27 protein-coding genes are annotated in these 25,098 nt (G+C 66.6%); 10 read left to right on the top strand and 17 right to left on the bottom strand.

Features of this window, described 5'->3' with window-relative positions; translation table 11 throughout:
- Window positions 1–61 precede the first annotated feature (61 nt).
- From WKW77_RS04995 to WKW77_RS04975, 5 genes are all read right to left on the bottom strand, one after another.
- Window positions 62–1,012 (bottom strand): LysR family transcriptional regulator, encoded by a 951-nt coding sequence (locus tag WKW77_RS04995; protein ID WP_340355737.1) that lies wholly within the window; start codon window positions 1,010–1,012, stop codon window positions 62–64.
- 145 nt (window positions 1,013–1,157) lie between these two features.
- Complete coding sequence (locus tag WKW77_RS04990; protein ID WP_340355736.1) at window positions 1,158–1,640, bottom strand: hypothetical protein; 483 nt, start codon at window positions 1,638–1,640, stop codon at window positions 1,158–1,160.
- A 6-nt stretch (window positions 1,641–1,646) separates the two neighbouring features.
- On the bottom strand, window positions 1,647–2,123 hold the full coding sequence (locus WKW77_RS04985) for a MarR family winged helix-turn-helix transcriptional regulator (protein ID WP_340355735.1): 477 nt from the start codon (window positions 2,121–2,123) through the stop codon (window positions 1,647–1,649).
- A 20-nt stretch (window positions 2,124–2,143) separates the two neighbouring features.
- Window positions 2,144–3,025, bottom strand: coding sequence for an NmrA family NAD(P)-binding protein (locus WKW77_RS04980; RefSeq protein ID WP_340355734.1), 882 nt, complete (start codon window positions 3,023–3,025; stop codon window positions 2,144–2,146).
- A gap of 98 nt (window positions 3,026–3,123) precedes the next feature.
- Entirely contained in the window at window positions 3,124–3,765 is a 642-nt protein-coding gene (locus WKW77_RS04975; RefSeq protein WP_340355733.1) for an HD domain-containing protein, read from the bottom strand.
- Window positions 3,766–3,882: 117 nt separating this feature from the next.
- Between WKW77_RS04975 and WKW77_RS04970 the strand changes: the two genes are divergently transcribed.
- Complete coding sequence (locus tag WKW77_RS04970; RefSeq protein ID WP_340355732.1) at window positions 3,883–4,995, top strand: GlxA family transcriptional regulator; 1,113 nt, start codon at window positions 3,883–3,885, stop codon at window positions 4,993–4,995.
- Here the strand turns inward: WKW77_RS04970 and WKW77_RS04965 are convergent.
- Window positions 4,958–5,884 carry a LysR family transcriptional regulator gene (locus tag WKW77_RS04965; protein ID WP_340355731.1) on the bottom strand — a complete coding sequence of 309 codons (927 nt, stop codon included), beginning with the start codon at window positions 5,882–5,884 and terminating at the stop codon, window positions 4,958–4,960. The genes WKW77_RS04970 and WKW77_RS04965 overlap by 38 nt on opposite strands.
- Before the next feature lie 86 nt (window positions 5,885–5,970).
- Here WKW77_RS04965 and WKW77_RS04960 point away from each other — a divergent pair, with 86 nt between their 5' ends.
- The 6 genes from WKW77_RS04960 to WKW77_RS04935 are packed head-to-tail and all read left to right on the top strand — an operon-like array spanning window position 5,971 to window position 12,399.
- Window positions 5,971–7,005, top strand: coding sequence for an amidohydrolase family protein (locus WKW77_RS04960; protein ID WP_340355730.1), 1,035 nt, complete (start codon window positions 5,971–5,973; stop codon window positions 7,003–7,005).
- Window positions 7,002–7,907 carry a VOC family protein gene (locus WKW77_RS04955; RefSeq protein ID WP_340355729.1) on the top strand — a complete coding sequence of 302 codons (906 nt, stop codon included), beginning with the start codon at window positions 7,002–7,004 and terminating at the stop codon, window positions 7,905–7,907. Before WKW77_RS04960 ends, WKW77_RS04955 begins: the two co-directional genes overlap by 4 nt.
- A 24-nt stretch (window positions 7,908–7,931) precedes the next feature.
- Window positions 7,932–8,798, top strand: a complete 867-nt coding sequence (locus WKW77_RS04950) for a fumarylacetoacetate hydrolase family protein (RefSeq protein ID WP_340355728.1) — start codon at window positions 7,932–7,934, stop codon at window positions 8,796–8,798.
- Window positions 8,795–10,348 (top strand): bifunctional 3-(3-hydroxy-phenyl)propionate/3-hydroxycinnamic acid hydroxylase, encoded by a 1,554-nt coding sequence (locus WKW77_RS04945; RefSeq protein ID WP_340355727.1) that lies wholly within the window; start codon window positions 8,795–8,797, stop codon window positions 10,346–10,348. The genes WKW77_RS04950 and WKW77_RS04945 overlap by 4 nt, the downstream gene beginning before the upstream one ends.
- A 44-nt stretch (window positions 10,349–10,392) precedes the next feature.
- Window positions 10,393–11,367: a Bug family tripartite tricarboxylate transporter substrate binding protein gene (locus WKW77_RS04940; protein WP_340355726.1), complete on the top strand. Its 975-nt coding sequence runs from the start codon at window positions 10,393–10,395 to the stop codon at window positions 11,365–11,367.
- Between the two features lie 18 nt (window positions 11,368–11,385).
- Window positions 11,386–12,399 (top strand): Rieske 2Fe-2S domain-containing protein, encoded by a 1,014-nt coding sequence (locus WKW77_RS04935; RefSeq protein ID WP_340355725.1) that lies wholly within the window; start codon window positions 11,386–11,388, stop codon window positions 12,397–12,399.
- A gap of 31 nt (window positions 12,400–12,430) precedes the next feature.
- Here the strand turns inward: WKW77_RS04935 and WKW77_RS04930 are convergent, their stop codons facing one another.
- From WKW77_RS04930 to WKW77_RS04910, 5 genes are all read right to left on the bottom strand, one after another.
- The gene (locus WKW77_RS04930; RefSeq protein ID WP_340355724.1) at window positions 12,431–13,234 is read right to left on the bottom strand and encodes an SDR family oxidoreductase; all 804 of its coding nucleotides are present in this window, start codon (window positions 13,232–13,234) and stop codon (window positions 12,431–12,433) included.
- A gap of 17 nt (window positions 13,235–13,251) precedes the next feature.
- A complete protein-coding gene (locus tag WKW77_RS04925; RefSeq protein WP_340355723.1) occupies window positions 13,252–14,085 on the bottom strand; it encodes a helix-turn-helix transcriptional regulator in 834 nt (277 codons plus the stop codon).
- 32 nt (window positions 14,086–14,117) lie between these two features.
- Entirely contained in the window at window positions 14,118–15,395 is a 1,278-nt protein-coding gene (locus WKW77_RS04920; protein WP_422823127.1) for an acyl-CoA dehydrogenase family protein, read from the bottom strand.
- A gap of 13 nt (window positions 15,396–15,408) precedes the next feature.
- Window positions 15,409–16,488, bottom strand: coding sequence for a phosphotransferase (locus tag WKW77_RS04915; RefSeq protein WP_422823126.1), 1,080 nt, complete (start codon window positions 16,486–16,488; stop codon window positions 15,409–15,411).
- 126 nt (window positions 16,489–16,614) lie between these two features.
- Window positions 16,615–17,412 (bottom strand): enoyl-CoA hydratase-related protein, encoded by a 798-nt coding sequence (locus WKW77_RS04910; RefSeq protein ID WP_340355721.1) that lies wholly within the window; start codon window positions 17,410–17,412, stop codon window positions 16,615–16,617.
- A gap of 157 nt (window positions 17,413–17,569) precedes the next feature.
- On the opposite strand from WKW77_RS04910, the gene WKW77_RS04905 reads away from it, so the two are divergent.
- From WKW77_RS04905 to WKW77_RS04895, 3 genes are all read left to right on the top strand, one after another.
- Window positions 17,570–18,277, top strand: coding sequence for a GntR family transcriptional regulator (locus tag WKW77_RS04905; protein WP_340355720.1), 708 nt, complete (start codon window positions 17,570–17,572; stop codon window positions 18,275–18,277).
- 64 nt (window positions 18,278–18,341) lie between these two features.
- On the top strand, window positions 18,342–18,938 hold the full coding sequence (locus WKW77_RS04900; RefSeq protein ID WP_340355719.1) for an antitoxin Xre/MbcA/ParS toxin-binding domain-containing protein: 597 nt from the start codon (window positions 18,342–18,344) through the stop codon (window positions 18,936–18,938).
- Complete coding sequence (locus tag WKW77_RS04895) at window positions 18,935–19,405, top strand: RES family NAD+ phosphorylase (protein ID WP_340355718.1); 471 nt, start codon at window positions 18,935–18,937, stop codon at window positions 19,403–19,405. Before WKW77_RS04900 ends, WKW77_RS04895 begins: the two co-directional genes overlap by 4 nt.
- Here WKW77_RS04895 and WKW77_RS04890 read toward each other — a convergent pair whose 3' ends face one another.
- Genes WKW77_RS04890 through WKW77_RS04865 form a run of 6 tightly spaced genes read right to left on the bottom strand, consistent with a single transcriptional unit; the run spans window position 19,406 to window position 25,088 of the window.
- Window positions 19,406–20,176 (bottom strand): crotonase/enoyl-CoA hydratase family protein, encoded by a 771-nt coding sequence (locus WKW77_RS04890; protein ID WP_340355717.1) that lies wholly within the window; start codon window positions 20,174–20,176, stop codon window positions 19,406–19,408.
- Window positions 20,173–21,243 carry a branched-chain amino acid ABC transporter permease gene (locus tag WKW77_RS04885; RefSeq protein ID WP_340355716.1) on the bottom strand — a complete coding sequence of 357 codons (1,071 nt, stop codon included), beginning with the start codon at window positions 21,241–21,243 and terminating at the stop codon, window positions 20,173–20,175. Before WKW77_RS04885 ends, WKW77_RS04890 begins: the two co-directional genes overlap by 4 nt.
- A gap of 12 nt (window positions 21,244–21,255) precedes the next feature.
- On the bottom strand, window positions 21,256–22,305 hold the full coding sequence (locus WKW77_RS04880; protein WP_340355715.1) for a branched-chain amino acid ABC transporter permease: 1,050 nt from the start codon (window positions 22,303–22,305) through the stop codon (window positions 21,256–21,258).
- Between the two features lie 44 nt (window positions 22,306–22,349).
- Window positions 22,350–23,078, bottom strand: a complete 729-nt coding sequence (locus tag WKW77_RS04875) for an ABC transporter ATP-binding protein (RefSeq protein ID WP_340355714.1) — start codon at window positions 23,076–23,078, stop codon at window positions 22,350–22,352.
- Window positions 23,071–23,883 carry an ABC transporter ATP-binding protein gene (locus WKW77_RS04870; RefSeq protein WP_340355713.1) on the bottom strand — a complete coding sequence of 271 codons (813 nt, stop codon included), beginning with the start codon at window positions 23,881–23,883 and terminating at the stop codon, window positions 23,071–23,073. The genes WKW77_RS04875 and WKW77_RS04870 overlap by 8 nt, the downstream gene beginning before the upstream one ends.
- Window positions 23,880–25,088 carry a substrate-binding domain-containing protein gene (locus tag WKW77_RS04865; protein WP_422823125.1) on the bottom strand — a complete coding sequence of 403 codons (1,209 nt, stop codon included), beginning with the start codon at window positions 25,086–25,088 and terminating at the stop codon, window positions 23,880–23,882. Before WKW77_RS04865 ends, WKW77_RS04870 begins: the two co-directional genes overlap by 4 nt.
- Window positions 25,089–25,098 lie beyond the last annotated feature (10 nt).

The raw sequence follows: 25,098 nt of genomic DNA, 5'->3' as shown, positions 1-25,098 counted from the left end.
TGCATCGAAGTTTGGACAAGGTCGGCGCTCGAATCCAATACAGTCTTCGACTGGCGGGGCTTCAGATTTTCTTATGGGCTGGCTCGATGAGCCGCCCATACAGCAGGCCGGACTCCAGTTGCTGACGTACGACCTCGGCAAGGAGGTCGCGCACGGCCGCGGCTGCTGGCGACAGTGGACGCTGCTGGGGCCAGACGATGGCCTGCACACGGGTCAGTTCCGTGCCGCCGATCGGACGGCCGACGATGGATTTGGCTGCTACCGCCTCGATGCAACTGCTTGGAGGCAGCACGGCATACGCGAGCCCTTCCTTGACGACGGCCACGAGCATCGGCGGGCTGTTCAACTCGTACCGTACGTCCAACGGCTGGTCGATGGAAACGGCCGCCCGCTCGATGATCTTGCGCAGGTCATGGGCGCGGTCTGGAGAGGCCAAGGGCCAGCGAGCGACCTTCTCGAACGCTACCTCCGCCGGTTCACGGCGCATCAGCTTGGGGGAGCCGAAGACCATGAAGCGCTCCTCGAAGACCGGCATGGCCTCCATTCCCTGCATTTCCGATGGACTGGGCATGAGGGCCAGCTGCGCGTGGCCAGCTTCAACCTGAAGTCGCGCCTCGAAAGACATGCCATCGCTCACGGATAGCCGAATGGCCGGATACCTGGAGGCAACCGCTTGAAGAAGTGGTGCGATGACCACGCCGGCAACCGAACCCGCCACCATCAACCGAACTGGCCCTGCAGGCGGGGCGTCGCCCCCGTGAACGTCGCTGCGAAGCGAATCAAGGTCCGCAAGGAGGTCCACTGCGCGATCGAAAAGGCGCTGCCCCTCGGGGGAAAGGTCGACGCCCTTGGCGTGACGCTCGAACAGCTTGGCGCCCAGGTCGTCTTCAAGCGCGGCGATGTTCTGGCTCAAGGCCGGTTGGGCGATGCCGAGTTGCTGCGCGGCGCGCGAAAAGCTTCGACTGCGCGCGATTTCGACAAAGTACCTTAGTTGACGCAGCGTGATGTTCATGGCTCTTGCCGACCTGATGGCGCCTCCGTTGAGCGATTACGAGTTGCGTATCCACGGCGCGGCATGGCGATCCAGCCCGAGAGGAACCATGAGCAGGCCGGACCGACCGGACGGAAACCGCGAGGCAGGAGCATGGCACATCAGACTATTCCGGTCCGAATCGAAGGCGCGCAAGGATGAGTACGTGTCCCACCATCAAAGGAGGAACGACGACCATCGGAATGTAGTACGCGGCCCCGAAATCTCCCGGTGCGGCGAACGTCAGCCCACGAGCGAAAGCGTTCAGGAAGTCGACAATTCCCACGAGGCTGAATACCCAGACAAGCGGAAACGCCAATCGCGCTTTCGCCCTCAGCGCCAGGATGGTCACCAGCCCGAGCATCGCCGTCAGCAAGTCTCCATACGCCGTCGGAAAAGAGAACCGATGGTCCAGAGGTGCCGTCGTCACGCCGTGAATGAGGAACGACAGGCCCAGGTAGCGGAAACAATGGGGAAAGATGAGCGCAATCAGAGCACCATGCATCGGCATCGTACGAACGCGGGGCCAGACATACCAGGCGCCGATCAGGCCGGATGTGACCAGACCCATCGTGACGCTGAGCGGGAGAATGAGTTCGACAGGAATCATGTTGGACTACCTCCAGGTGAAATCTGCTGCGGGGCCTGCCGCGGCTGCGTTGTGCATGGCAAGTCCACGCAACTCCGCTCGGAGGGCGGTGACTCGCTGCCTCCCGTTCAAAGCCTCCATCCGGCACTGCGCCGCCTGCCAAAGCGGCACGGCCTTGACGAACAACCGGCGGCCTTCCATGGTGAGTTCCACCAAGCGAGTGCGCGCGTCACCGGGCGCCGGCCCGGCTTGAACCAGACCGTCCCGCACCAGCACGGAAACCATCTTTCCCGTCGCCGTCCTTTCGATGTCGAGACGTTCAGACAGGGTATGGATGTCCGCAGTCCTGACCTCTTCCAGCACGGCCAGAATCAGAAACTGCGCGACCCGAAGACCGGTAGGCTGCAGATGCGCGTCATACAACCTGGCGGCTTGCCGTGCAGCCCGCCTGATGGCGAAGCAGCTGCAGTCCTCCACCCTGGTGTTCATGTCGACCATAGACATGCAACCGTGCGGATGGCTTGTCAGACGAACGCGGCGCGGTTCTTGTCGATGAACTCCGCGACGGAAAGTGCTGGCGTCCCCGTCACCTGTTCCACGGCATCGTTGGTTCCCGCGAATATCCCGTTCCGATAGTCCTCGGCCACCTCGACCAAGTGCTGAACCAGGAACGGGTTGAACTTGTAGGTGTGCTCCATGTGATGCCGGAACTCTTCGATGGAGAGCGGCGCGTAGTCAATTCGTGCGCCGAGAACCTCGCTCATGACGGCGGCAATCTGGTCGTGATTCATCTCGACCGGCCCGTGGAGGGTGTAAGTCTTTCCGGCGTGCTCTGAGGGCTTGTCCAGGATGTGCGCGATGACGCGCCCCTGGTCGTCAGTGCTGATGGGCGCATGGCGGCCGTCCCCGAAGGGGAACTGAATGCGCTTCCGCTCCCAGATCTCGTGCGCGAAATGGGGGTACACGAGCCAGTCGGCGAAGAATGTGGGACGCAAGTGCGTCGTCGCGACGCCCGACCAATCGAACACGCGCTCGGCCACCCAATGGTCCTGTGCCGCGTGGCTCCTGGAGTCTCGTCGCGCCGAAATCTGCGACATGTTGACGATGGCCGTGACTCCCGCTTCTCTTGCGGCCTGCGCGAAGAAGGCGCTTGCGTGAACGATGCCCGGGCTGATGGGATGCAGGAAGTAGGCGGAGCGAGTGCCTTCCATCGCGGAGCGAATGGCATCGAGATCGGTGAAATCACCCACGGCAATCTCGACGCCCTTCTCGCGCAAGGACTGGGCGACCTCGCCATCCGAGCGAACGTAGGCCCGCACGCGCCGGTTCATTTTCAACAAGGTATCTATCGCTGCGCCGCCGGTACGGCCCGTTGCGCCAGTGACGAGGATGTCCGCCTGGTTCATGGTCAGGTTCCTTTCGGTCGTTACGGGCATATGCCCCTATTTGACAAAGCTGTGCCCGTTGAAGTGGAGGCACAAGGCCACTCGTTGCCGTGTGCGGTTCAGCTTTCGAAAGGGGCGCGATCCAGCAGGTCGCACACGTCGGGAAGCTCGAAGCCATGAACATGGCGACGCCCGATATCTGCCAGGCCGGTGCCCACTGCGGTATGCGGCTTCTTTCTGGCCACCTCGGCCAAGGCTTGCTGGAAGGCCGCCTTGAAGCCGACCCGCGGATACAGCGCAAGCGTGTCGTCGATGAGCGAAGGCGAGATCTCCTCGATTCGCAGTCCCATCACATCCACATGAGCACCCATATGGACAAGTGCCACTTCCGGAGCGCCCCGCTCCGCGATGCCCGCACTGGAGTGCAGGGCGATGGCATCCCAGACGAGCCGAGCTCTTTCCTCGGGGTAGCCCTCCGCAATCAGGATGCGGCTGGCGGCGTCCGCTCCATCGACCTCGAAACGGTTGTCCGCGGCGTGCTCGTCCGTGAGGCCCAGGTCGTGAAGCAGGGAGGCGAGGTAGACGGCCTCCCGGTCATAGGTCATCCCCCGCTTGCGGCCGAGGAACTCGGAGAACCACCAGGTGCGGTGGACATGGTTCTTCATCGCCGCTGAATGCACCCGCTCGACCAGCGAGGATGCCTTGCGGGTCAATGCCGAGGCCGGGGCCTCGATACCGCCGATGACGATGGGGGGTTCCATGCCGTGTGCTCCTGAGGGTTTGCTTGACAGCCTCCAATGTAGGATTCGGCAGCTCGGCACAAATGACTACTTACGGATGATTCGTGCCAAAATGGCCTCGCCCAAAAGGAGGCCGCAATGACCCAACGAAAAGTGCCCGGCCCGCCTCTCGTGGCAACGAGACGCATCGTCATCCTTGGTCTGCCGCCGGTGGACGCCCTCGACGTCATCGGTCCCGCAGAAGTGTTCACCATGGCAAATCGCCTGCGTGGCACGGCGTCACCTCCTTATGTGCTCGAGCTGTTGGCCTCGGGAGCCGACGTCCATCTCGCCAGTGAATCCGGCATCGCGCTTCGCGCGCACAGGACGCTCGAGCAAGAGCGCCGTGGGAGCAGGCCCATTGACACCTTGATCGTTGCGTCGGGATTCAATCCGGAGCAAAGCCTGGACCGGACAGCCATCAACTGGATTCGCACGCGGTCGCGGTCCGTGCGGCGCATTTGCTCGATATGCGTGGGAGCGTTCGCCCTGGCCGACGCGGGGCTTCTGGATGGTCGCCGAGCCACAACGCATTGGGGAATGGCAAAGCGCCTGGCCGAGCTCTATCCGGCGGTTCAAGTCGATGCAAATCCCATCTGGGTGAAAGACGGCAACGTGTACACCTCAGCCGGGATATCGGCGGGGATCGACCTTGCACTCGCCCTGGTTGCCGATGACCTTGGCAACGAAACGGCACTCGAAATCGCCAAGAACCTGGTCCTGTTCCTGAGACGTCCCGGCGGGCAAGCGCAGTTCAGCGTTTCGCTACGCGCGCAACAGGGACTCGGCTCCAGGTTGGAAGAGCTGCGGGCATGGATTAGCGAGCACCTCCACGTCGACCTCACGGTAGAGGTCCTCGCAGACAGACTGTCGACGAGTGTCAGGACGCTGATTCGGATGTTCGAGCGAGAGCTCGACACGACACCTGCCAAGTACGTCGAAGAAGTGCGCCTCGAAGCTGTCTGTCGGGCGCTCGAGCTTGGAGGAAGGTCTTTGGAGGAAATCGGACGTCGGTGCGGCTATCGCAGCGTAGACGTCTTGCGCAAGGCGTTCGTGCGGCGCTTGGGTATCAGCCCGAGAGAGTACTCCCAGCGCTTCGCAACAGGGGCGCGCGCTGACGCCGACGCGGCGGGCGGGGTATCAGTTCGCCCTGGGACGGTAGCCCCCGCCGCACTCAGAGCGGCATCCCGGCGCCCGCATCGCGGCGGTTGACCGCGTAGAAGACATCCCGCAGCCATCGGTTCGCCGGATCGTTCTGCATGCGGCGGTGCCAGAACTGCCGCACCTGCAATTGCGGCGGCCTGAACGGCAGCGCGATCTCGCGCACCTTGACCAGCCGCCCGAGCACCGTCGCGATGTCCTGCGGCACCGTGGCGACGAGATCGCTGCCCGGCAGGATCGACGCCAGGCTCATGAAGTGCGACAGCTCCAGCGTGACCGCCCGATGCCAGCCCTTGTCGTCGAGGTAGCGGTCGAGCAGGTGCTCCCGCCCGTCGGGCCGCACCACCACGTGCCGTGCCGCGAGGTACTGCTTGAGGGTCATGCGATCGCCCGCCGCCTCGTTACGCGCGCATGCGACGCAGGCATACGAGCTCGTGAACAGCGCCTGCTGGAAATAGCCCGCGCGCTGCAGGTCGGGAAAGAAGCCGACCGCCAGATCCGCTTCGCCCTTTTCCAGTGATTCCGCCGCCGCGGCCCTCGGGCGGGAGACCGCGTGCAGCTGAACACGCGGCGCCTCCTGCCGCATGCGGCGCAGCACGCCCGGAAGGAACGCCACCTCGCCGATGTCCGGCGTGAGGATCGTGAAGGTCCGTTCGGCGCGAAGCGGATCGAAGCTCGGCTGCTGGAGGATCTCCGACTGGATGGCCTGGACCACCCGGTGCACGGCGGGCGCGAGTTCGAGCGCGCGCGGCGTGGGTTCCATCCGCGATGCGGTGCGCACGAACAGGGCGTCGTCGAACACCTCGCGCAAGCGCGCGAGCGCGCCGCTGGTGGCCGATTGGCTGAGGCCGATTTCCTCGGCCGTCTTGTTGACGCTGCGCAGTCGCGCCATCGCATCGAAGAGCACGAGGAGGTTGAGATCGACCGAACGAATATCCATGAAACCGATTTTATGTATCGGCCAAAACGTCTGTACAGGATTGGCCCCCGTTTCTAGGATGGTGCTCCGGAGACAGATCCAACACGATGAATCAAACGACCGCCTGCCACTGCGGCATCGACGTGCATGCGCACGTGGTGCCCGAGCACTTCCCGCGCTACATCGGCGCCAAGGTGCCTGCCGACTGGCCGTCGATGGCCCCCGCCCACGCATGCCACCGCCACGTGATGATCGCGGACAAGGTGTACCGCACCGTGTCGGATGCGTGCTGGAGCACCCCTCGCCGCCTGCAGGACCTCCCCGGGATGGGCCTGGCGATGCAGGTGGTCTCGCCGATGCCCGAACTGCTGTCGTACTGGATGGCAGCGGGCGACGCGCAGCAATTGCTTCGCTACACGAACGACTGCATCGCGGAGATGGCCCGGCAGAGCGAGGGGCGCATCGCCGGACTGGGGGCGGTGCCGCTGCAGGACATCGACCTGGCGATCGCCGAACTCGAATACGTCGTGAAGACGCTCGGCTTTGCCGGGGTGGAGATCGGCAGCAACATCAACGGCGTGCCGGTCGGCGCCCCGCAGCTCGATCCGTTCTTCGAAGCCTGCGAGGACATGGGCGCGGCGGTGTTCGTGCATGCGCTGCGGCCCGCGGGCATGGACCGCCTCGTCGGGCCTGCACCCTTGCAGCAGGTGCTCGCCTATCCGGGCGACGTGGGCCTGGCGGCGGCCTCCGTGATCACCAGCAACCTGCTGCTGCGGCGTCCGGGATTGCGCATCGCCTTCAGCCACGGCGGCGGCACCCTGCCCTCGCTGCTGCCGCGTCTGCAGCAGGGATGGGACGTCTTTCCGGCACTCAAGGAAAGCATCCGCGCCTCGCCGGCCGAACAGGCCCGCCAGCTCTTCTACGACACGCTCGTCTTCGACACGCCGATGCTTCGCCATCTGGTCGACCGGTTCGGTCCGGACCAACTGCTGGTGGGCACCGACTACCCCTTCAACTTCCACGATCGCACGCCGGTGCAACGCATCGAAGCCGCCGGCTTCGATGCCGACACCGTTGCGGCGCTCGTGCACCGCAACGCCGAGCGCTTTCTCGGCCTCACGACGAAAGAGACCCCCCGATGAGTTCACCCTGGATCGAGAGCCTGCGCAGCGTGGCTCTCCTCGTTCCCGACCTCGCGAAGGCCGAGACGTTCTACACACGCACCTGGAACCTGGAAGTCGCGCATCGGACCGACGACACGCTGTACCTGCGCGGCACCGGCAGCAACACCTACCTGCTGGCGCTGCATCGCGGCGGCGAGGTTGCGCAGCTTCGGCAGGTGACGTTGCGCGCGCGCAGCCGCGCCGCGCTGGATGCGATCCACGCCGCGGTTCTGGCGGCGGGCGGGACCGTGCTTGCGGCGCCCCATGAACTGACGCGCGATCCGGCGGGCGGCATCGGCCTCAAGTTCAAGGATCCGCACGGCCGCGTCTTCCAGGTCGTGCATGGCGACGCCCGCCGCCCCGAAGAGGCACCAGTCGCCGACCGGCCCATCCGCCTGACCCACGTGGTGCTCAACAGCCACGCGGTGGATGAGACGCAAGCCTTCCTGCAGCAGGCGCTGGGGTTCCGGCTCGCGGACCGCACCGGGATCATGGCCTTCATGAACTGCGACAGCGATCACCACACGATCGCGATCGGCATCTCGGACAACGACGCGCTCAACCACATCGCATTCCTGATGCCGGACTTCGAGTCGGTGATGCGCGGCGGCGGCCGCATGAAGGATGCCGGTTTCCCCATCCAGTGGGGACCGGGCCGCCACGGGCCCGGCAACAACCTCTTCAACTACTTCCTCGACCCGTTCGGCGTGGTCATCGAATACACGGCCGAGGTCGAACAGATCGACGACAGCTACGCCTCGCACGGCCCCGAACACTGGAAGTGGCCGCCCGGCCGCGTGGACCAGTGGGGCATCTCGCCGCCGCCCGGCGCCACGCTGAAGGAAGCACAGAAGCGCATCTTCTTTGCACCGAATCCCTGATCTCCAACCCAAGCACCTCTCTCCATGAAATTCACCACCTACCTGCGCGACGACGGCGCAACGCGCCTGGCCGTCGTTGACGGCGACGACCTCATCGACCTCAATGACGCCGACGCGCAAGTGCCGGCCGACCTGCGCGCAGCACTCCGCACCGGCACCGACCTGCACGCCGCCGCTCGCAGCGCGCTCGAAACCGGCAAGCGCAAGCCGCTGAAGACAGCGAAGCTCGCTCCGCTCGTGCCCGAGCCCGGCAAGACCATCTGCCTGGGCCTCAACTACTTCGACCACGCCAAGGAAGGCGGCCGCGAGAAGCCGGACTACCCGTGGTTCTTCTTCCGCGGCGCAAGCTCGCTGATCGCGCACGGCGATGCGGGCGTGGTGCCCAGCGTGTCCTCGAAGTTCGACTACGAGGCCGAACTGGCCGTGGTCATCGGCCGCAAGGTGCCGCGCCACACGAAGGAAACCGACGCGCTGCAATACGTCTTCGGCTACGCCTGCTTCAACGACATGAGCGTGCGCGACTACCAGAAGCGCACGCCGCAATGGACCATCGGCAAGAACTTCGATGGCACCGGCGGCTTCGGCCCGGTGCTGGTCACGGCCGATGAACTGCCGCCCGGCGCGGTGGGCCTGAAGATCCAGGGCCGCCTCAACGGCGAGGTGATGCAGGACGCGAACACCAGCGACATGATCTTCAACGTGGCCGAGACCATCGCCTTGCTGGCCGATGTGCTCACGCTGGAGCCCGGCGACGTGCTCGTGATGGGCACGCCCGCAGGCGTCGGCCAGGCCCGCACGCCGCCGGTCTGGATGAAGGCCGGCGACACCTACGACGTCGAGATCGAGCGCATCGGCGTGCTGTCCAACCCGATCGTGAACGAGGCGTCATGAGCGAGGCCACCTTCGACGTTGCGATCGTCGGCTACGGGCCGGCCGGGCAGGTCGCCGCGGGGCTGCTGGGCCAGCGCGGACTGCGTGTCCACGTGTGCGAGCGCCTGATGGATGTCTACCAGATCCCCCGCGCGATCGCACTGGACCACGAGATCATGCGCATCTTCCAGCAGCTGGGCGTGGCCGAAGCCGTCCAGCCCTTCTGCGAGCCCTTCACCAATTCGGAGTACTTCGGCGTCGATGGTCATCTCATCCGGCGCATGACCATGGTCGATCCGCCCTACCCGCAGGGGTACACGCCGTCGATGGTGTTCACGCAGCCGGTGGTCGAACGCACCCTGCGAGAACGGGTGGCGCGGATGCCGAATGTCGAAGTCGACCTCGGCGTCGAGATGCTGCGCATCGAGCAGGACGCGGAGGGCGTCTCGCTGACGATCGACAACTCCGGCAAGGGAACGAAGACTGTCCGGGCCAGGTACGCGATCGCGTGCGACGGCGGATCGAGCACGGTGCGCACGCAGCTCGGCATGCCGCTCGAGGACCTCGACTTCGACGAGCCGTGGCTCGTGGTGGACGTGCTGGTCAACGAGCGCGGGCTCGCCAGGCTGCCACCGGTCAGCGTGCAGTACTGCGAACCCGAGCGGCCCTGCACGCTCGTGATCGGCCCGAAGAACCATCGGCGCTGGGAGATATCGCTGAAGGCGGGCGAGGACCCGCGCGAGGTCGAGCAGGCCGAGGAAACCTGGAAGCTGCTCGCGCGCTGGTTGACGCCCGAAGATGGCGAACTGTGGCGCCAGGCGAGCTACCGCTTCCATGCCCTGGTCGCAGCCGAGTGGCGCCGGGGCAGGGTCTTCCTGGCGGGCGATGCGGCGCACATGCAGCCGCCATTCCTCGGCCAGGGCATGTGCCAGGGCGTTCGCGATGTCGCCAATCTGACCTGGAAGCTCGGCGCGGTCCTCGCCGGCGAGGTGAACGGTGCAGCGGCCGACGCGCTGCTCGACAGCTACGGCACCGAACGCAAGGCACACGTGCGTGAACTCACGAGCCGGATCAAGGGCATCGGCGCGGTGATCTGCGAGCGCGATGCCGGGAAGGCGCGAGAGCGCGACGCGCGCATGCTGGCCGAATGCGGCGGACAGGTCCGCGACACACCGAGGCAGGACATCCTGCCTCGACTCGAAGGTGGACTCCTGTCGAAGCAGCCGCATGCCGCGCGGGGAACGCTGTTCCCGCAGCCGTGGCTTCGCACCCGAACCGGGAATCAGCGCATGGATTCGGTGCTCGGCCATGGCTGGCGACTCGTGCTCGCCGATGCCGCGACCCGCCGGAGCCCCGTGAGCGCGTTCCCCGGCCTGCAGGTCGCCGATCTCGCATCGACGCCGGAGACGGAGGGTGTCGCAGCGAGCTGGTTCCAGCGCAACGAATGCAGCGCGGCATTGGTGCGGCCGGACAACTACGTCTTCGGCGTCGCTGCCAGTGGGCGTGCGGCCGCGGAACTGGTCGACGAGGCCGCTGCAGCGCTCGGCGTCGCGATGGCGTGCCCCGCGTGACGGTGAGACGCAGCAACAAGACATACCCGCTCAGGAGACATGAAATGAATCGACGTCAATTCACCCTCACGCTCAGCGCGGCGGCGCTCTACGCCACCAGCTTCACAGCCTCGGCGCAGAGCTGGCCCGACAAGCCGGTCAAGCTGGTGCTGTCGCAGCCGGCCGGCTCGGGTGCCGATGCCATGGCGCGAATGATCAGCGACCAGCTGTCGAAGAAGTGGAACCAGCCGATCGTCGTGGAGAACAAGCCCGGCGGCCAGAACGCGATCGGCGCCCAGGCGGTGTCGCGCGCCGCGCCCGACGGCTACACCTTCTACTTCGCCACGGCTGCGGCGCTCGTCACCAACGTCTATCTCTTCAAGAACCTGCCCTACGACCCCAGGAAGGACTTCGTTCCGGTGGGCATGGTGGGCAAGGTGCCATTCGCGATCTCCGTCAATGCGAGCTCGAAGATCAAGACGCTTTCCGATCTCGTCGCCTACGCCAAGGCGAACCCCGAACGGCTGACGGTGGCCAACGAAGGCCCCAAGACCTACAGCGGCATGATGACGCGCCTCATTGGCGCACAGCTCGGCATCCAGGTGAACTCGGTGCCCTATGCATCGGTGTCCGCCGGCGTGACGGACACGGTCGGCGGCCAGACCGAGGTGATCGTGAGCGACGTTCCATCCATCGCCCAGATGGTCAAGGCAGGCAGGCTGCGCCCGCTCGCGGTGACCACGGCCAAGCGCATCGCGGGCTGGGAAAGCATTCCGTCGCTCGCGGAGACCCTCCCCGGCTTCGACTACGCCGGCTGGATCGGCATCGTGGCGCCCGCCCGCACGCCCGCCGCGGCCATCCAGCGCTTCAACCGCGATCTCGATGCGGTGCTGAGCGACAAGGACATGGCGGCGCGCCTGCTCGACATCGGCCCGATCACCGAAGGCGCGGGCTCCGTGGACCAGATGGGAGCCTTCCTTGCCGCCGAGCATGCACGCTGGGCCAAGCTCACCGCAGACCTCGACATCCTTCCCGAATAGAAGCCTGGAGCACCCGACATGGCATTTCTGATGAACGCCTGGTACGTCGCCGCATGGGCGGACGAGCTGGGCGCGAGCATGCTGGCGAAGCAGTTGCTCGGCAAACCCGTCGTGATGTACCGGCGCAGCGATGGCGTCGCCGTGGCACTCGAAGATCGCTGCCCACACCGGTTCGCGCCGCTGCACATGGGGCGCCTCGTCGACGACCAGATCGAGTGCGCCTACCACGGCCTGCGATTCGACTGCCGCGGCGTGTGCACGCTCAATCCGCATGGCAACGGCCACATCCCGCCGAGGGCGCTGGTGCGAAGCTATCCGCTGGTCGAGCGCTACGACCTGCTCTGGATCTGGATGGGCGACCCCGCCAAGGCCGATGCGGGCGCCATCCCCGGATTCGAGTTCCTCTGCGATCCAACCTTCCAGAACGTCAAGGGCTACACGCTGGCGGAAGGGCACTACGAGCTCATGACCGACAACATCATGGACCTCGGCCACATCGAGTTCCTGCATCCCGGCTTGCTCGGAAGCGACGCGGTGCGCCGCGCACAGACGGAGATCGTCCAGGAAGGCAACACCATCCACTCGAATCGCCTGACCCGCGACGAGGTGCTGCCCCCGGTGCTGCAGAAGTGGTACGAGGCCGGCGACCGGCGCGTTCAGCGCTGGCTCAACGTGCGCTGGGATCCTGCCGGCCTCATGAAGCTCACGGTGGGCGTCCTGCCTGAAGGCGAGCCGCGCGAGAACGCGCACGAAAGCCAGGGCTGCCACCTGATGACGCCCGCGACCGAGACCACCACCCACTACTACTGGGCGCAAGGTCGCAACTGGGGCGAACGCGATCCGGCGATGGACGCCCTCCGTCTCGACTCCCTGCGCAAGGCCTTCGACACGCAGGACAAGCCCATGATCGAGGCCGTGCAGCGCAACATGGGGACGACCGATCTCGACTCGCTGCGGCCCGTGATGCTGGCGACCGACGGCGGTCCGGTGCGCGCGCGGCGCGTGCTCAAGCAACTGATTGCCGAGGAGTAGAGCTCACCCCCGCCTGGCTGCGCGGGATGGCCTAGATCTGCGCGCCCGCCGACTCCAGCACCGGCTTGACGCTTTCCAGCGCGCCGCCGCCATCGCAGGGAATGAGCGCGCCCGAGATGTAGCTCGCGTACGGCGACGCCAGGAACAGCGCGAGGTTCGCGATGTCGTCCAGGCTGCCGAATCGCTTGAGCGGCACCGCATTGCGCGCCGCTTCGCGTTCGCTTTCGGAAGGCGCCATCAGTTTGCGGAATCCCTCGGTGCCGTCGATCGGCCCGGGAGAAATCGAGTTGACGCGCACGCCCTGCGCGCCCCACTCGAGTGCCAGAACGCGGGTGAGCTGGTCGACGCCGGCCTTGGCGGCGCAGGCGTGCGCCTGGTAGCGCATCGGCACGAACGATTGCGGCGCGGTGATGTTGATCACCGACGCACCCGGCTTTCGCAGGTGCGCATGCGCCTGTCGCAGCACATGGAAGCTGCCGACCAGATCGATATCGACCACCACCCGAAAGCCGTTCGACGACATGTCCTTGGCCTCGCAGAGGAAGTTGCCCGCGGCGCCGGACACGAGCACGTCGATGGGACCGAACTGCCGGGCCGATGCCTGCAGCGCCGCGCCCACCGCATCGAAATCGCGCACGTCGGCCGTGGTGCCGAACACCTTCCCGCCATGGCGGCGCAGATCGGCGATCGCGGCCTCGACGTTCTCGGCCTTGCGGCTCGCCACCGTGAGATGGGCGCCCTGCCGCGCGAACGCATGGGCGATGCCGAAGTTGATGCCGGTCGTGCCGCCGAACACCACCACATGACGCCCATCGAAATCGAGATCCAACTGCATGGCGGCCGACGCTCCCGTCACGCGAACTGGTAGCGCTGCGGTGCAGCCGCCGGACGGCCGTACAGCGCGAGCTTGCGGCTGCCCGCGAAGATCGACTTGGGGGTGAGCCCGAACACCTGCCGGATCGAATGGCTGAAGTGCGTCGAATCCGGATAGCCGACATCGAGGGCGATGTTGGCGAGGTTGGTGTCCTGCGTCACGTAGTACAGCACGCTGCGGGCGCGCTGCCAGGTGCGAAAGCTGCGAAACGGCGTTCCCGCTTCCGCCTTGAAGAGATGCAGGAAGCGCGACACCGACAGGTGCGTGGCTTCGGCGCAGTCCTGTGCGGACGTCGGGCTGTTCGGGTCGTCCTTGATGCGCGCGAGGACGGCGCCGATCCGGCGATCGACCCGGCGCGTGGCGAGCGCCTCGCCGAAGAATGCGCGATCGAAATCGGCCGTCTGCGGGAACTGCCGCGTCGCGCTGCCCTGGAATGCGCGCAGGGCACGCTGCAATGCGGCCAGCGCCACCACGTCATGGATGGCGCCGCAGCCATGCGCGACGAAGGCCGGCAGGCCTGCGGCGTCCACGCTGTCGGACTCGATCAGGATGTTGCAGAACATGCGTTCGCCGGCCACGATGCCATGCGGCACGTAGGGCGGCACCACCGACAGTTCGGCCTCTTCCCAGACCCCGTCGTCGATGCGGATGCGATGCGGCTTGCTGAGCGACATGTAGATCGAATAGGCGCCCAGCGTGCGCTCCGAAGGCGCCCCCGCGAGGCCGACATACAGCACCCGGTCGGTGTTGAGCCACATCATCGGCTCATGCCTGGCGGTGGACGGGACTTCGATGGTGTCGACGTTCTGCATAGGTGTCTCCTGATTCCTGGCGGGGGTGGCGTTCAGGCGTGCGCGACGACCCGTGCGCTACGGTACTTCCTGAGCTCCAGCTGGCCGATCTGGTTGCGATGCACCTCGTCCGGCCCATCGGCCAGTCGCAGCAGGCGCGCGGTGGCGTAGGCCGATGCGATGCCCATGTCGTTGTTGGTGCCGCCGCCTCCGAAGGCCTGGATCGTCCAGTCGATCACCTGGCAGGCCATCTTCGGCGCGGCGACCTTGATCATCGCGATCTCCGCCTTCGCCACCTTGTTGCCCACGGTGTCCATGCGGTGCGCGGCGTTGAGCGTCAGGAGGCGCGCCTGCTCGATGAGGATGCGCGCCTCGGCGATCCGCTCGACCGTCACGCCCTGCTCCGCCACCGGCTTGCCGAACGCCACGCGCGAGAGGCTGCGCTTGCACATCAGCTCGAGCATCCGCTCGGCGAGGCCGACGAGCCGCATGCAGTGATGAATGCGCCCCGGCCCGAGCCGGCCCTGCGCGATCTCGAAGCCGCGGCCTTCGCCGAGCAGCATGTTCGACGCGGGCACGCGCACGTTCTCGAAGGTGACTTCGGAGGCGCGGTCCGGCACGCCGTAGAAGCCGAACACCGAGATCGGCCGCACCACGGTCACGCCCGGCGTGTCCAGCGGCACGAGGATCATCGACTGCTGCTTGTGACGGTCGGCGTTGTCCGGATCGGACTTGCCCATGAAGATCGCGATCCTGCAGCGCGGATCGGTCGCGTTGGTCGTGTACCACTTGCGGCCGTTGATCACGTAGTGGTCGCCGTCGCGCACGATGCTCGACTGGATGTTGGTGGCGTCGCTCGATGCCACGTCGGGCTCGGTCATCGCGAAGCAGGACCGGATCTCGCCGGCGAGCAGCGGCAGCAGCCAGCGTTCCTGCTGCTCGGGCGTGCCGTAGCGCGCGAGCACCTCCATGTTGCCGGTGTCGGGCGCCGAGCAGTTGAAGACCTCCGGCCCCAGGTGCGAGCGGCCCATGATCTCGCACAGCGGCGCGTACTCGAAGTTGGTGAGCCCGGCGCCGTGTTTCGATTCGGGCAGGAACAGGTTCCACAAACCGGCCGCGCGCGCCTTGGGCTTGAGCTCGTCGAGCACCGGCGCGACCTTCCACGGGCCGAGCTCCTCGGCTTCGCGGTAGTAGCGCTTCTCGTTGGGATAGATGTGTTCCTCCATGAAGGCGCTGAGCCGCTTCTGGAGGTCCTGGACTTTGGGTGAGAACTCGTACACGAATGGACTTTCTTGAATGCGCTCCGCGGGACGCGAAGCGCGAATGGACATGAAGGCGTGCGCGCTAGCGTGGGGACCTCGTGGCGTCGGACAAATGCGCCTTCACCTGGCGCCAGGCGGCCTCGGCGATGGGGCGCGCACGTGCGCCGGTCTCCTGCGCTTGCGCGCTTGCCGCCGTGCCGTCTTTCGCCCGCTTCAGGATGCCCTGCAGGATCGCCGCGAGCCTGAACATGCTGTAGGCCAGGTAGAACTCCCACTCCGCCGGATCGACCGGCGGGCGGCCGACACGGCGGCAGTAGGCGTCGAGATAGGCGCGCTCGTCCGGAATGCCCAGCGCTGCGTAGTCCGCGCCGGCCATGCCGCGAAACTGCTGCGCGGTGAGCCGCCACGGCAGTGCGTGATAGGCGAAGTCGGCCAGCGGATGGCCGAGCGTCGACAGCTCCCAGTCGAGCACCGCGAGCACGCGCGGCGCGGTGGGGTGGAAGATCATGTTGTCGAGCCGCAGGTCGCCGTGGAAGATGCAGGTCTCGTCGTCCGCGGGCACATGCGCGGGCAGCCATTCGATGAGACGCTCCATCGCTTCGATGGGCTCGATCGCATCCGGGCCTTCGACCGTGGCGCGGTACTGGCGGGTCCAGCGCGCGATCTGGCGATCGAAGAAGGCGCCGGGACGGCCGTAGTCCGCGAGACCGGCCGCCCGATGGTCCACCGAATGCAGCGCGGCGACGACGCGGTTCATCTCGTCATACATCGCACGCCGCTCGGCCGGCTGCATGCCGGGCAACGCCGGATCCCAGAGCACGCGGCCATCGACGAAAGACATCACGTAGAAGGCCGTGCCGATCACGTCCGGGTCCTCGCAGAGGCAGTGCACGCGCGCCACCGGGACCTCGGTGTCCTGCAACGCCTGGATCACCCGATATTCGCGGTCCACCGCATGCGCCGAAGGCAGCAGCACGCCATCGGGCTTCTTGCGAAGCACGTAGCGCGTGCCGTTCGCGTCGGCGAGCTGGTAGGTCGGATTGGACTGCCCGCCCTTGAAGCGCGTGGCACTCACCGGCGCGCGAAACCCCGGGATGCGGCCGTCCAGCCACGTGGCCAGGCGAACGGTGTCGAGGGTGCCGTTGGCGGTGGTCGCGCTCACGAGGCCAGTCCTTGCATGCGCTTCATCCTAGCTCGCATTGTCAGACAATTTATTAGGGTTTGTCCGACACTTTCGGAAGACGAAACAAGTGTTTCAACCATGTCCTCGACCTTGGCTACTGAAGGGTCAACGACCCGTGAACACCGGCGCACGCTTCTCGGCAAAGGCCAAGGTGCCTTCCGCCGCATCGGCGGTCGGGCCGGAAGCGACCATGCACTGGTGCTCCAGGTCGAGCTGCTCCTCGAGCGTGCGGCGCGAGACACCGTCGAACAGCATCTTGATGCGCCCGAGCGATGCGGTCGCGTTGCGCGCCAGCGTTTCGGCCAGGGTCAGCGCCTGCGCCTGCAGATCGGCGTCCGCCACGACGCGCGAAACCGCGCCCATGGCAAGGCACTCCCGTGCAGACAGCACCTCGTTGGTGAGGAAGATTTCCTTGGCGCGCGCAGCCCCCACGCGCCGCGCCAGGAACCATGACCCGCCCGCATCGGGCGTCAGGCCGATGGCCGAGTAGCCGCCGCGCAGCTTCATCGACTCGGCGGCGATCGCGATGTCGGCCGCCAGCGCAAGCCCGATGCCGCCCCCGCCGACCGGTCCGTTGAGCGCGCTCACGACGGGCACCGGCAGCGTCGCCAGCGTATGGATCGCGCGATGCAGCGGCGGAATGTGCCGATCCAGGAACTCGGAAAGCCGGCCCCGGGCCGCGACGAAGTCCGCGATGTCGCCGCCGGCGCAGAACTGCCTGCCGTTGGCCCGCACCAGCACTGCGCGGACCACGCCTTGCGCCACGTCCTGGGCGACCTCGGCGACGGCGTCGATCAAGGCCTCGCTCATCGCCAGATCGAGCGCGTTGGCCCGGTCGGGCCGGTCGAGCGTGAGGATGGCGAGTTGGCCGCTGCGCTCCAGCAATACGGGGGAAGAAGACATTCGAGCCCTTTCGATCGCCGTGGAGCTTAGGCGCCGGGACGAAGGCTGTCTTGCGCCCAGCGGCTGCGCGGTCGCGGGTTGGCACGGATGGAATTCGCAGAACCGTCGGCCGATATTGCCTGACAATCCAGTGTCTTTTTGTCCAGCGTCAAGTCGAATGGCAACTACAACAAACAGATCCGCCGCGGATCGCGACGCCGGGGGGAACCGGCATCCGCGCAGCACGCCCGACCGCGTCGCCGATGCCATCAGCAAAGGCATCCTGATGCGCCGCTTCACCGTCGGCCAGCGGCTGATCGAAGCCGACCTCACGCGCGATCTGGGCGTGAGCCGGAGCACCGTGCGCGAGGCCTTGCGCATCCTGGCGTCGAGCGGCGTGGTCGATCTCATGCCGCATCGCGGCGCCGTGATCCGTTCGCTCACGCGCGAGGATGCGGCGAGCCTGCTGGGCGTGCTGGAGGTCCTTTCAGGACTCGCCGCACGGCTGGCCGCGGCCAACATCCACCTCAAGGGCAATGCCGCGCGCTTCGAGGCGGCGGCGAAGAAGCTCATCGGCGCCAACACGCCCGAGGCGCTGGACCGCGTGCTCGACGAGCGCGCCAACTACTACAAGGTCATGTTCGAGATCGCCGGCAGCACCGAGCTGGACCGCGTGCTGCCGCAGGCGCGCGCGCATCTGTTCCGCGCGCAGTTCTATCACTCGCTGACCACGGCCGACCTCAAGGCGATGGTGGCGGAATACCGCGCGATCACGGCGGCGATCCTCGAAGGCGACCAGGCCAAGGCCGAGAAGCGCATGCGGCAGCACCTGCAGAAAACCGGGGAACGCACCTTGCCGCGGATGCCGGTGTTCGCGCTGGCGTAGCGGATCATGTGTTGCAAATGCAATGGATATATATTGCATTTGCGACTATCATCGCATCCAAATCATGACTGCCGCCCGTCGTCCCCTCAAGAAAGCCCCCGCTGCTGCAGTGCGCTATCCGCAGCCCGTGAAGACCGCAACGCTCGCCGTTGCGGCCGAGGACGCCGCCGCGCACGGCCAGGCCGCCAGGTTCCAGCGCGTGTTCGAGTCGGCCTATGGCACCGAGCCGCAGCGGCAGCTCTGGGTGTCGTTCCCCGACAAGGAAGCTGCGGCGCACGCATCCCTGCTTTTCGACCGAGGGCAAGCTGCCGAACTCGCGAGCCACCCGGTGCAGGCCCGCGTCATCGACGAATGGTTCGCCGCATCGGGCCTCGAACGGCGCAAGGACCTGCAGATCGCGCTCAACCTCACGCCCTCGATGCTGTCGCGCAAGGGCGGCGGCGACAAGGACCTCGACGCCAGCGTCACCGAACGCATGCTGCGGCACTCCGACCTGCTGGTGCGCGCCGCCGAAGTCTTTGGCGACGACGGCCCGGCCTGGATGACGAAGCCGCATCCCCTGCTGGACGGCAAGACGCCGCTCGAATTCGCATCCAACGAATTCGGCGCCGAACGCGTGCGCGAAATCCTGAGCGCGATCGAGTATGGGGGCGTCGTTTGACGCGCCCTGCCTGGCGCATCGCGAGCACCCGAAGTCTCACGCTCGACACGATGTGGATCGGCTCCACGCTCGCGGCGGGGCGCTGGCATCCGATGCCGCCGACCGGCAAGCCGGTCGTCTACGCCGGATCGAGCCGCTCCATCTGCCAGCTTGAAAAGCGCGTGCACAGCAACGGCATCGCGCCGAAGAACATGGCGTTGATGCGGCTCGATCTCCCCGCCGAAGCGAAGTTCGACGAGGTCCTCGTCTCCGACCTGCCGGCCGACTGGTCGAGGAACCAGGCGATGACGCAGGCGCTCGGCCTGCAGTGGCGCATCGCCGGAAGAACGCTCGCCCTGTGGGTGCCGTCGGCAGTCGAGCCCGGGGATCGCAACCTCGTCATCAACCCGGACCATCCGCACTACGGCCGGATCGCGGTGAACATCGAGCGCAACCCCTTCGTCTTCGATCCGCGGATGTTCAGCTGATCACCGCCCCTGCCACACCGGCTCCCGCTTCTGCGCAAACGCCGTCGCACCTTCCCGCGCATCCGCCGATCGATTGACCGCCGTCGCGATCGGCCGCTGCAGCGCGAACATCTCCTCGTCGCGCCAGGTGCGCGACGCATCGACGATGCGCTTGGTGGCGGCCACCGCGAGCGGCGCGTTGGCGTCGATCTGCGCCGCGAGCTTCATCGCCGCCCCCAGCGCTTCGCCCGGCTCGACAAGACGGTTGACCATGCCGTACGCGGCCGCCTGCTCCGCGGTGATCGGATCGCCCGTGAGCGCCATCTCCATCGCGATGTTTCGCGACACGCCGCGCGGCAGTCGCATCAACCCGCCCGACGATGCGACGAGCCCGCGCTTGACTTCAGGCAGCCCGAAGCTCGCATTGCGCGCCGCCACGATCAGGTCGCAGGCGAGTGCGATCTCGAAGCCGCCGGCCACCGCGTGGCCTTCGACCGCCGCGATCAGCGGCTTGCGCGGCGGCGCCTCGCACATGCCCGCAAATCCCAGTCCTTCCACCGCCGGCTCGTCGCCACCGGCCGCGAAGGCCTTGAGGTCCATGCCCGAGCAGAAGGTGCCGCCCGCGCCGGTGATGATCCCGACATGCAGATCGGACCGCGCATCGAGTTCCGCCAGTGCCGCCGCGAGCGCCACGGCCACGTCCTTGTTGATCGCGTTGCGGACATCGGGGCGGTCGAGGGTGACGACAAGGACGCTGCCCTCCTGGCGCAGTCCGACGACGGACGAATTCACAGCACCTCCCGCATGGACGAACGGAGCTTGCCGACCACACCGCTCGGAAAGAAATACACCGACAGCACGAACACCGTGCCGAACCACAGCAGCCAGCGGTCCGGATGGAACAGCGCCGCCAGCATCGGCACGGCGGTCAGCGAAGAACTCATGCCGCCCATCAGGCTCTGCAGGTAGTTCTCGGCCACCACGAACAGCGCGACGCCGACCACCGATCCATAGATCGTGCCGAGCCCCCCGATCACCGCCATCAACAGGATGTTGAGCATCACGTTGAAGCCCACCGTGGTCTGCGGCCCCACATAGCGCAGCCAGAGTGCCATCAACACACCCGCGCAGGCCGCGAGCGCGGCCGAGAGGCAGTTGGCGGCCACGCGGTAGTAGAGCGTGCGGTAGCCGATGGCCTCGGCGCGGAACTCGTTCTCGCGGATCGCTTCGAGCACCCGGCCGAAGCGCGAATTGACCACCCGGAGCATCAGCAGGAACAGCGCCACCGCGCAGACGAAGATCAGGTAGTAGGTCAGCACCTTGCCGTTAACGGTCGTGCCGAAGATGTCGTTCTCGAACAGCCGGAAGCCCGGCGAAAGAGTCTCGGGCAGCTTGAAGGTGCGTCCGTCGTCGCCGCCCGTGAGGCCGCTCAGCCGCATGACCAGCGCGCCGAAGGCGGCCGCTACAGCCAGCGTCATCATCGTGTAGAAGATCGCCTTCACGCGCAGCGACACCAGCGCGATCAGGAACGACAGCAGCACCGACAAGCCGATACCCGCGAGCGCACCGATGCCCATGGCGGTCCAGGTCGGGCCGAGCTTGTACATCGAGATCGCGACGCCATAGGCGCCGATGCCGTAGAACATCGCGTGCGCGAACGACACCACGCCGCAGTAGCCCAGCAGCAGGTCGAACGATGCGACCAGCACCACGAACACGCAGATCGTCGCCGCGACATTGAGAGAACGTGCGCCCGAGAACAGGAAGGGCGCGGACGCGAGATAGAGCACGATCAGCACCAGCAGCGCCGTCAGCCAGCGGCTGCGCGGCAGGTCGCCCGAGAGGATTCCGTTGAACATTCCCGTGCCCTCCTAGTGCTTGTTGACCGGATAGAGCCCCTGCGGCCGCCACAGCAGCACGAGCATCATCACGAGGATGTTCGACACCAGCGCCAGGTCCGGCAGCAGGAAGCTCACGTAGTTGGTGCCGAGCGCGATCAGGATCGCCCCCGCGAAGCAGCCCGTGACCGAGCCGAGGCCGCCGATGATCACGATGATGAGCATCTGCACCAGCACCTCCGCGCCGATCGCGACGGTGAACTGCTCGCGGTAGAAGCCCCACATCACGCCGCCCAGCCCAGCGAGTGCGGAGCCGCCGACGAACACCGCGATGAACACGTTGCGGATGCGGTAGCCGAGCGCTTCGACCATCTGGCGGTTCTCGACGCCCGCGCGGATCAGCAGACCGACCCGCGTGCGCGAAAGCAGCAGCGCGAGGCCCGCGAACACCACGAGCCCGACCGCCACCGCGACGAGCCGGTAGCGCTCGATCGCCACGTCGCCGAGGATGAGCGAACCGCGCAGCGCCTCGGGCATCGGCAGCATCATCTGGTTGGCGCCGAACAGCACGAGCACGACCTGCTCGATGATGATCATCGCGCCGATGGTGATCAGGATCTGCTTGAGATGGTCGCCGTACACCGGCCGCACGAAGAGCCGCTCGAACACCCAGCCGAGCGCCGCCGTCACCAGCATCGACAGCGCGATGACCGCCCCGATGGCGGCGAGGCTGGCCCAGACCGATTCGGATTCGAGCAGTCCCCTGAGCGGTCCGACCAGCAGCGTCGCGGTGTACGCCCCGACCGCGACGAAGGCCGCATGGCCCAGGTTCATCACGTCCATGAGCCCGAACACCAGCGTCAGGCCGCTGGCCATGAGGAACAGCATCATCCCCATCGCGAGGCCCGCCACGGTCAGGGTGACCCACGTGGGCACGCTGCCGACCACCGGCAGCGCGATCGCGATGAAGGCCAGGATCAACACGCCCGGGACCAGGTCGCGCGCACGGCCCGGCAGGGCTTCGAGCGCTTCCGTCCCGGCTGGTGGGGCGGACAGATCCGAGACATCGGTTGCAGCAGCCATGGGCACTCCGGAAGATGGCTTGAGAGGGGTCGGAATCACGGCGCTCAATGCACGGCCCCCGCATGAAGTCCGAGCAGGCGCGCCTGCAGGGTCTCGTCGTCCGACAGCTCGGTCATGCGGCCGTGGTGGACGATGCGGCCGTCGTCCATCACCGCCACATGGTCGCCCAGCTCGCGCACGAAGTTGAAGTTCTGCTCCACCAGCAGGATCGTGGTGTCGCGCGCCTTCAGTTCCTCGAAGGCCCGCGCGAGGTTGTCGACGATCGAGGGCGCGAGGCCCTTGGTCGGCTCGTCGATCAGGAGCAGCTTGCGCGGCTCGATGATCGCGCGCGCGATCGCCACCATCTGCTTCTGCCCGCCCGACAGCGTGCCGCCCGGCCGCAGCCAGAAGCGCTTCAGGGCCGGGAAGAAGCTGAAGATCCACTCCAGCCGCGCCTCGTCGAAGCTGCCGCGAATGGCGGCCAGTCGCAGGTTCTCCTGCACCGTGAGGTTCGAGAAGATGCCCATGTCCTCGGGCACGAAGGCGATGCCGGCTCGCGAGATGTCGGGCGTCTGCAGCGCGGTGATGTCCTGCCCGTCGAAGGTGATGCGGCCCGCGCTCGCATGCCAAAGGCCCATGATCGTGCGCAGCGTGGTGCTCTTGCCGGCGCCGTTGCGGCCCAGCAGCACCGTGAGGCCGGAGCGCGGCACCTGCAGGTCGACGCCCTGCAGGATGTGGTATTCGCCGATGTGCGTGTGCACGCCGGCCAGTTGCAGCAGCGTGTCGTCAGGCATGGGCCACCGCCCTTTCCCTGCGCGATTCACGCGTGCGCCGCGCACCGAGGTACGCCTCCTGCACGATCGCCGAAGCCATCACTTCGGCCGGCGCGCCGTCGGCCACCAGCCGCCCGTTGTGCAGCACAACGATGCGATCGGCCAGCGAATGGATCACGTCCATCTTGTGCTCCACGAGAAGGATCGTCTTGTCGCCCTGCTTCTTGAGACGCGCGATGAGGTCGAGCACCACCGGCACTTCGTCCACGCTCATCCCCGCAGTCGGCTCGTCGAACATCAGGATCTCGGGCTCCAGCGCCATGAGGATCGCCACTTCGAGCTTGCGCTTGTCGCCGTGCGGCAGCTTGGCGGCCTGATCGCCCGAGCGCGCTGCCAGCCCCACTTGCGAGACGTAGTGCGCGGCCTGCTCGATGAGGTCGGAGCGGCTGCGCCACACGGCCAGCATGTTGAAGCCCGCGCGATGCCGGCTCTGCACCGCGAGCCGCACGTTCTCCAGCACCGTGAGCTTCGGGAAGAGGTTCGTGAGCTGGAAAGCGCGCCCGATGCCCTTGGCGGTGCGCTGCGCCGCGTTCAGGCGCGTGACGTCCTCGCCCTTGAAATGCACCTGCCCGGCCGTCGATCGCAGTTGCCCCGACAGCAGGTTGAAGTAGGTCGTCTTGCCCGCGCCGTTGGGCCCGACGATGGCGGTGAGCGTGCCCGCGTCGAAGCGCGTCGTCACCTCGTTGACTGCCACGTGGCCGCCGAACTGGATGCTGAGCCCGGTGCTCGCCAGCACCGGGGCGGGGCGCAGCGCCGAATCCGTCATGTTCCGCGCTTGGTCGTGATCGGCACCGGCATCTCGGAAGCCGGGATCTCGCGCACCAGTTCCAGCAGATCCCATTCGCTCGCCGGCGACTTCTTCATGCGGAACTGGTATTGCGCCTGCATCGCCTGGTGATCTTCCTTGCGGAAGTTCATCTTCCCCTTGGGCGTGTCGAACTCCATGCCCTCCATCGCGGCGATGAGCTTCTCGGAATCGGCCGAACCCGCCTTCTTGAGGCCCGCGATGATCGCGGTCGCGGTCACGAAGCCGCCGGCGGTGAACAGGTCCGGCGGCATGTTGAAGCGCTTCTGGTGCTCGGCGACGAGCCAGTCGTTCATCGGGTTCTTCGGGAAGCCGTAGTAGTAGAAGGTGCCGCCGCTCACATCGAGGCCCTTCCAGGGCTTGGTGTTCTCGAGATTCGCGCCGCCGATCGAGAGGAACTCGATGCCGTAGCGTCCCGGGTTCAGCTCCGAGATCTTGCGGATCGGGTTCGGCGCGCCCCAGATCACCACGAGGTACTTCTTGCCGGTCGCGCTCTTCATGCCGTCGAAGATGCGTTGCATCGGCGCGGTGAAGTCGGTGGTCGCGAGCGGAATGAACTCCTCGTGGATCACCTTGGCCTTGCTCTTCGTCGCGACCATCGCTTCCTTGAAGGCCTTCACGCCGTCGCGGCCGTACACGTAGTCCGGCGCGAGAAAGGCGATGTTGTCGCCGTCCTTCAGGCCAGCGGCGCTCGCCAGTGCATCCTGGAAGGAATTGCGGCTCGCGCGGAAGAGATAGCGGTTCCACGCGGCCCCGGTCAGCGAATCGGCGATGGCCGGCTCGACCATCAGCACCTTCTTGTATTCCTCGGCCACCGGCGCCATCGACAGCGCACCGCCCGACCACGAGGTGCCGATCGCGATGTCGGCCTTGTCGTCGGCCAGCGCCTCGGTGAGCATCGCCTTCGACAGCTCGGGCTTCATCTGGTCGTCCTTGACGATCACCTCGATCTTGCGACCCAGCACCGTCATGCTGCCCTGCGTGAGGTATTCCAGGCCGAGGCGCAGGCCGCGTTCGGTATCGCGCGCATAGGCTTCGGAAGGCCCGGTCTTGCTCGCGATCAGCGCGATCTTGATCGGCTTGTTGTCCTGCGCGGTCGCGGAGGACGCGGCGCACAGCAGCGCCACGGCGCCCGCGGCAGCGACGAACAGTTTCTTCAACAGCATCTTGTGTCTC

The sequence above is a fragment of the Variovorax ureilyticus genome (genome assembly GCF_037889935.1).
Classification (GTDB): Bacteria; Pseudomonadota; Gammaproteobacteria; order Burkholderiales; family Burkholderiaceae_C; genus Variovorax; species Variovorax ureilyticus.
The sequence above is the reverse complement of the archived record's forward strand: the minus strand, read 5'-3'. Positions and strand labels throughout refer to the sequence as shown.

Bases quoted from the DNA above. Each gene is read 5' to 3' on its own strand.
- WKW77_RS04945 (WP_340355727.1), top strand. From the start codon at position 8,795: ATGAGCGAGGCCACCTTCGACGTTGCGATCGTCGGCTACGGGCCGGCC.
- WKW77_RS04960 (WP_340355730.1), top strand. From the start codon at position 5,971: ATGAATCAAACGACCGCCTGCCACTGCGGCATCGACGTGCATGCGCAC.
- WKW77_RS04955 (WP_340355729.1), top strand. From the start codon at position 7,002: ATGAGTTCACCCTGGATCGAGAGCCTGCGCAGCGTGGCTCTCCTCGTT.
- WKW77_RS04950 (WP_340355728.1), top strand. From the start codon at position 7,932: ATGAAATTCACCACCTACCTGCGCGACGACGGCGCAACGCGCCTGGCC.
- WKW77_RS04925 (WP_340355723.1), bottom strand. From the start codon at position 14,085: ATGCAGAACGTCGACACCATCGAAGTCCCGTCCACCGCCAGGCATGAG.
- WKW77_RS04875 (WP_340355714.1), bottom strand. From the start codon at position 23,078: ATGCCTGACGACACGCTGCTGCAACTGGCCGGCGTGCACACGCACATC.
- WKW77_RS04900 (WP_340355719.1), top strand. From the start codon at position 18,342: ATGACTGCCGCCCGTCGTCCCCTCAAGAAAGCCCCCGCTGCTGCAGTG.
- WKW77_RS04965 (WP_340355731.1), bottom strand. From the start codon at position 5,884: ATGGATATTCGTTCGGTCGATCTCAACCTCCTCGTGCTCTTCGATGCG.
- WKW77_RS04910 (WP_340355721.1), bottom strand. From the start codon at position 17,412: ATGTCTTCTTCCCCCGTATTGCTGGAGCGCAGCGGCCAACTCGCCATC.
- WKW77_RS04870 (WP_340355713.1), bottom strand. From the start codon at position 23,883: ATGACGGATTCGGCGCTGCGCCCCGCCCCGGTGCTGGCGAGCACCGGG.
- WKW77_RS04935 (WP_340355725.1), top strand. From the start codon at position 11,386: ATGGCATTTCTGATGAACGCCTGGTACGTCGCCGCATGGGCGGACGAG.
- WKW77_RS04990 (WP_340355736.1), bottom strand. From the start codon at position 1,640: ATGATTCCTGTCGAACTCATTCTCCCGCTCAGCGTCACGATGGGTCTG.
- WKW77_RS04975 (WP_340355733.1), bottom strand. From the start codon at position 3,765: ATGGAACCCCCCATCGTCATCGGCGGTATCGAGGCCCCGGCCTCGGCA.
- WKW77_RS04880 (WP_340355715.1), bottom strand. From the start codon at position 22,305: ATGGCTGCTGCAACCGATGTCTCGGATCTGTCCGCCCCACCAGCCGGG.
- WKW77_RS04970 (WP_340355732.1), top strand. From the start codon at position 3,883: ATGACCCAACGAAAAGTGCCCGGCCCGCCTCTCGTGGCAACGAGACGC.
- WKW77_RS04980 (WP_340355734.1), bottom strand. From the start codon at position 3,025: ATGAACCAGGCGGACATCCTCGTCACTGGCGCAACGGGCCGTACCGGC.
- WKW77_RS04865 (WP_422823125.1), bottom strand. From the start codon at position 25,088: ATGCTGTTGAAGAAACTGTTCGTCGCTGCCGCGGGCGCCGTGGCGCTG.
- WKW77_RS04940 (WP_340355726.1), top strand. From the start codon at position 10,393: ATGAATCGACGTCAATTCACCCTCACGCTCAGCGCGGCGGCGCTCTAC.
- WKW77_RS04920 (WP_422823127.1), bottom strand. From the start codon at position 15,395: ATGTCCATTCGCGCTTCGCGTCCCGCGGAGCGCATTCAAGAAAGTCCA.
- WKW77_RS04985 (WP_340355735.1), bottom strand. From the start codon at position 2,123: ATGTCTATGGTCGACATGAACACCAGGGTGGAGGACTGCAGCTGCTTC.
- WKW77_RS04905 (WP_340355720.1), top strand. From the start codon at position 17,570: ATGGCAACTACAACAAACAGATCCGCCGCGGATCGCGACGCCGGGGGG.
- WKW77_RS04995 (WP_340355737.1), bottom strand. From the start codon at position 1,012: ATGAACATCACGCTGCGTCAACTAAGGTACTTTGTCGAAATCGCGCGC.
- WKW77_RS04885 (WP_340355716.1), bottom strand. From the start codon at position 21,243: ATGTTCAACGGAATCCTCTCGGGCGACCTGCCGCGCAGCCGCTGGCTG.
- WKW77_RS04930 (WP_340355724.1), bottom strand. From the start codon at position 13,234: ATGCAGTTGGATCTCGATTTCGATGGGCGTCATGTGGTGGTGTTCGGC.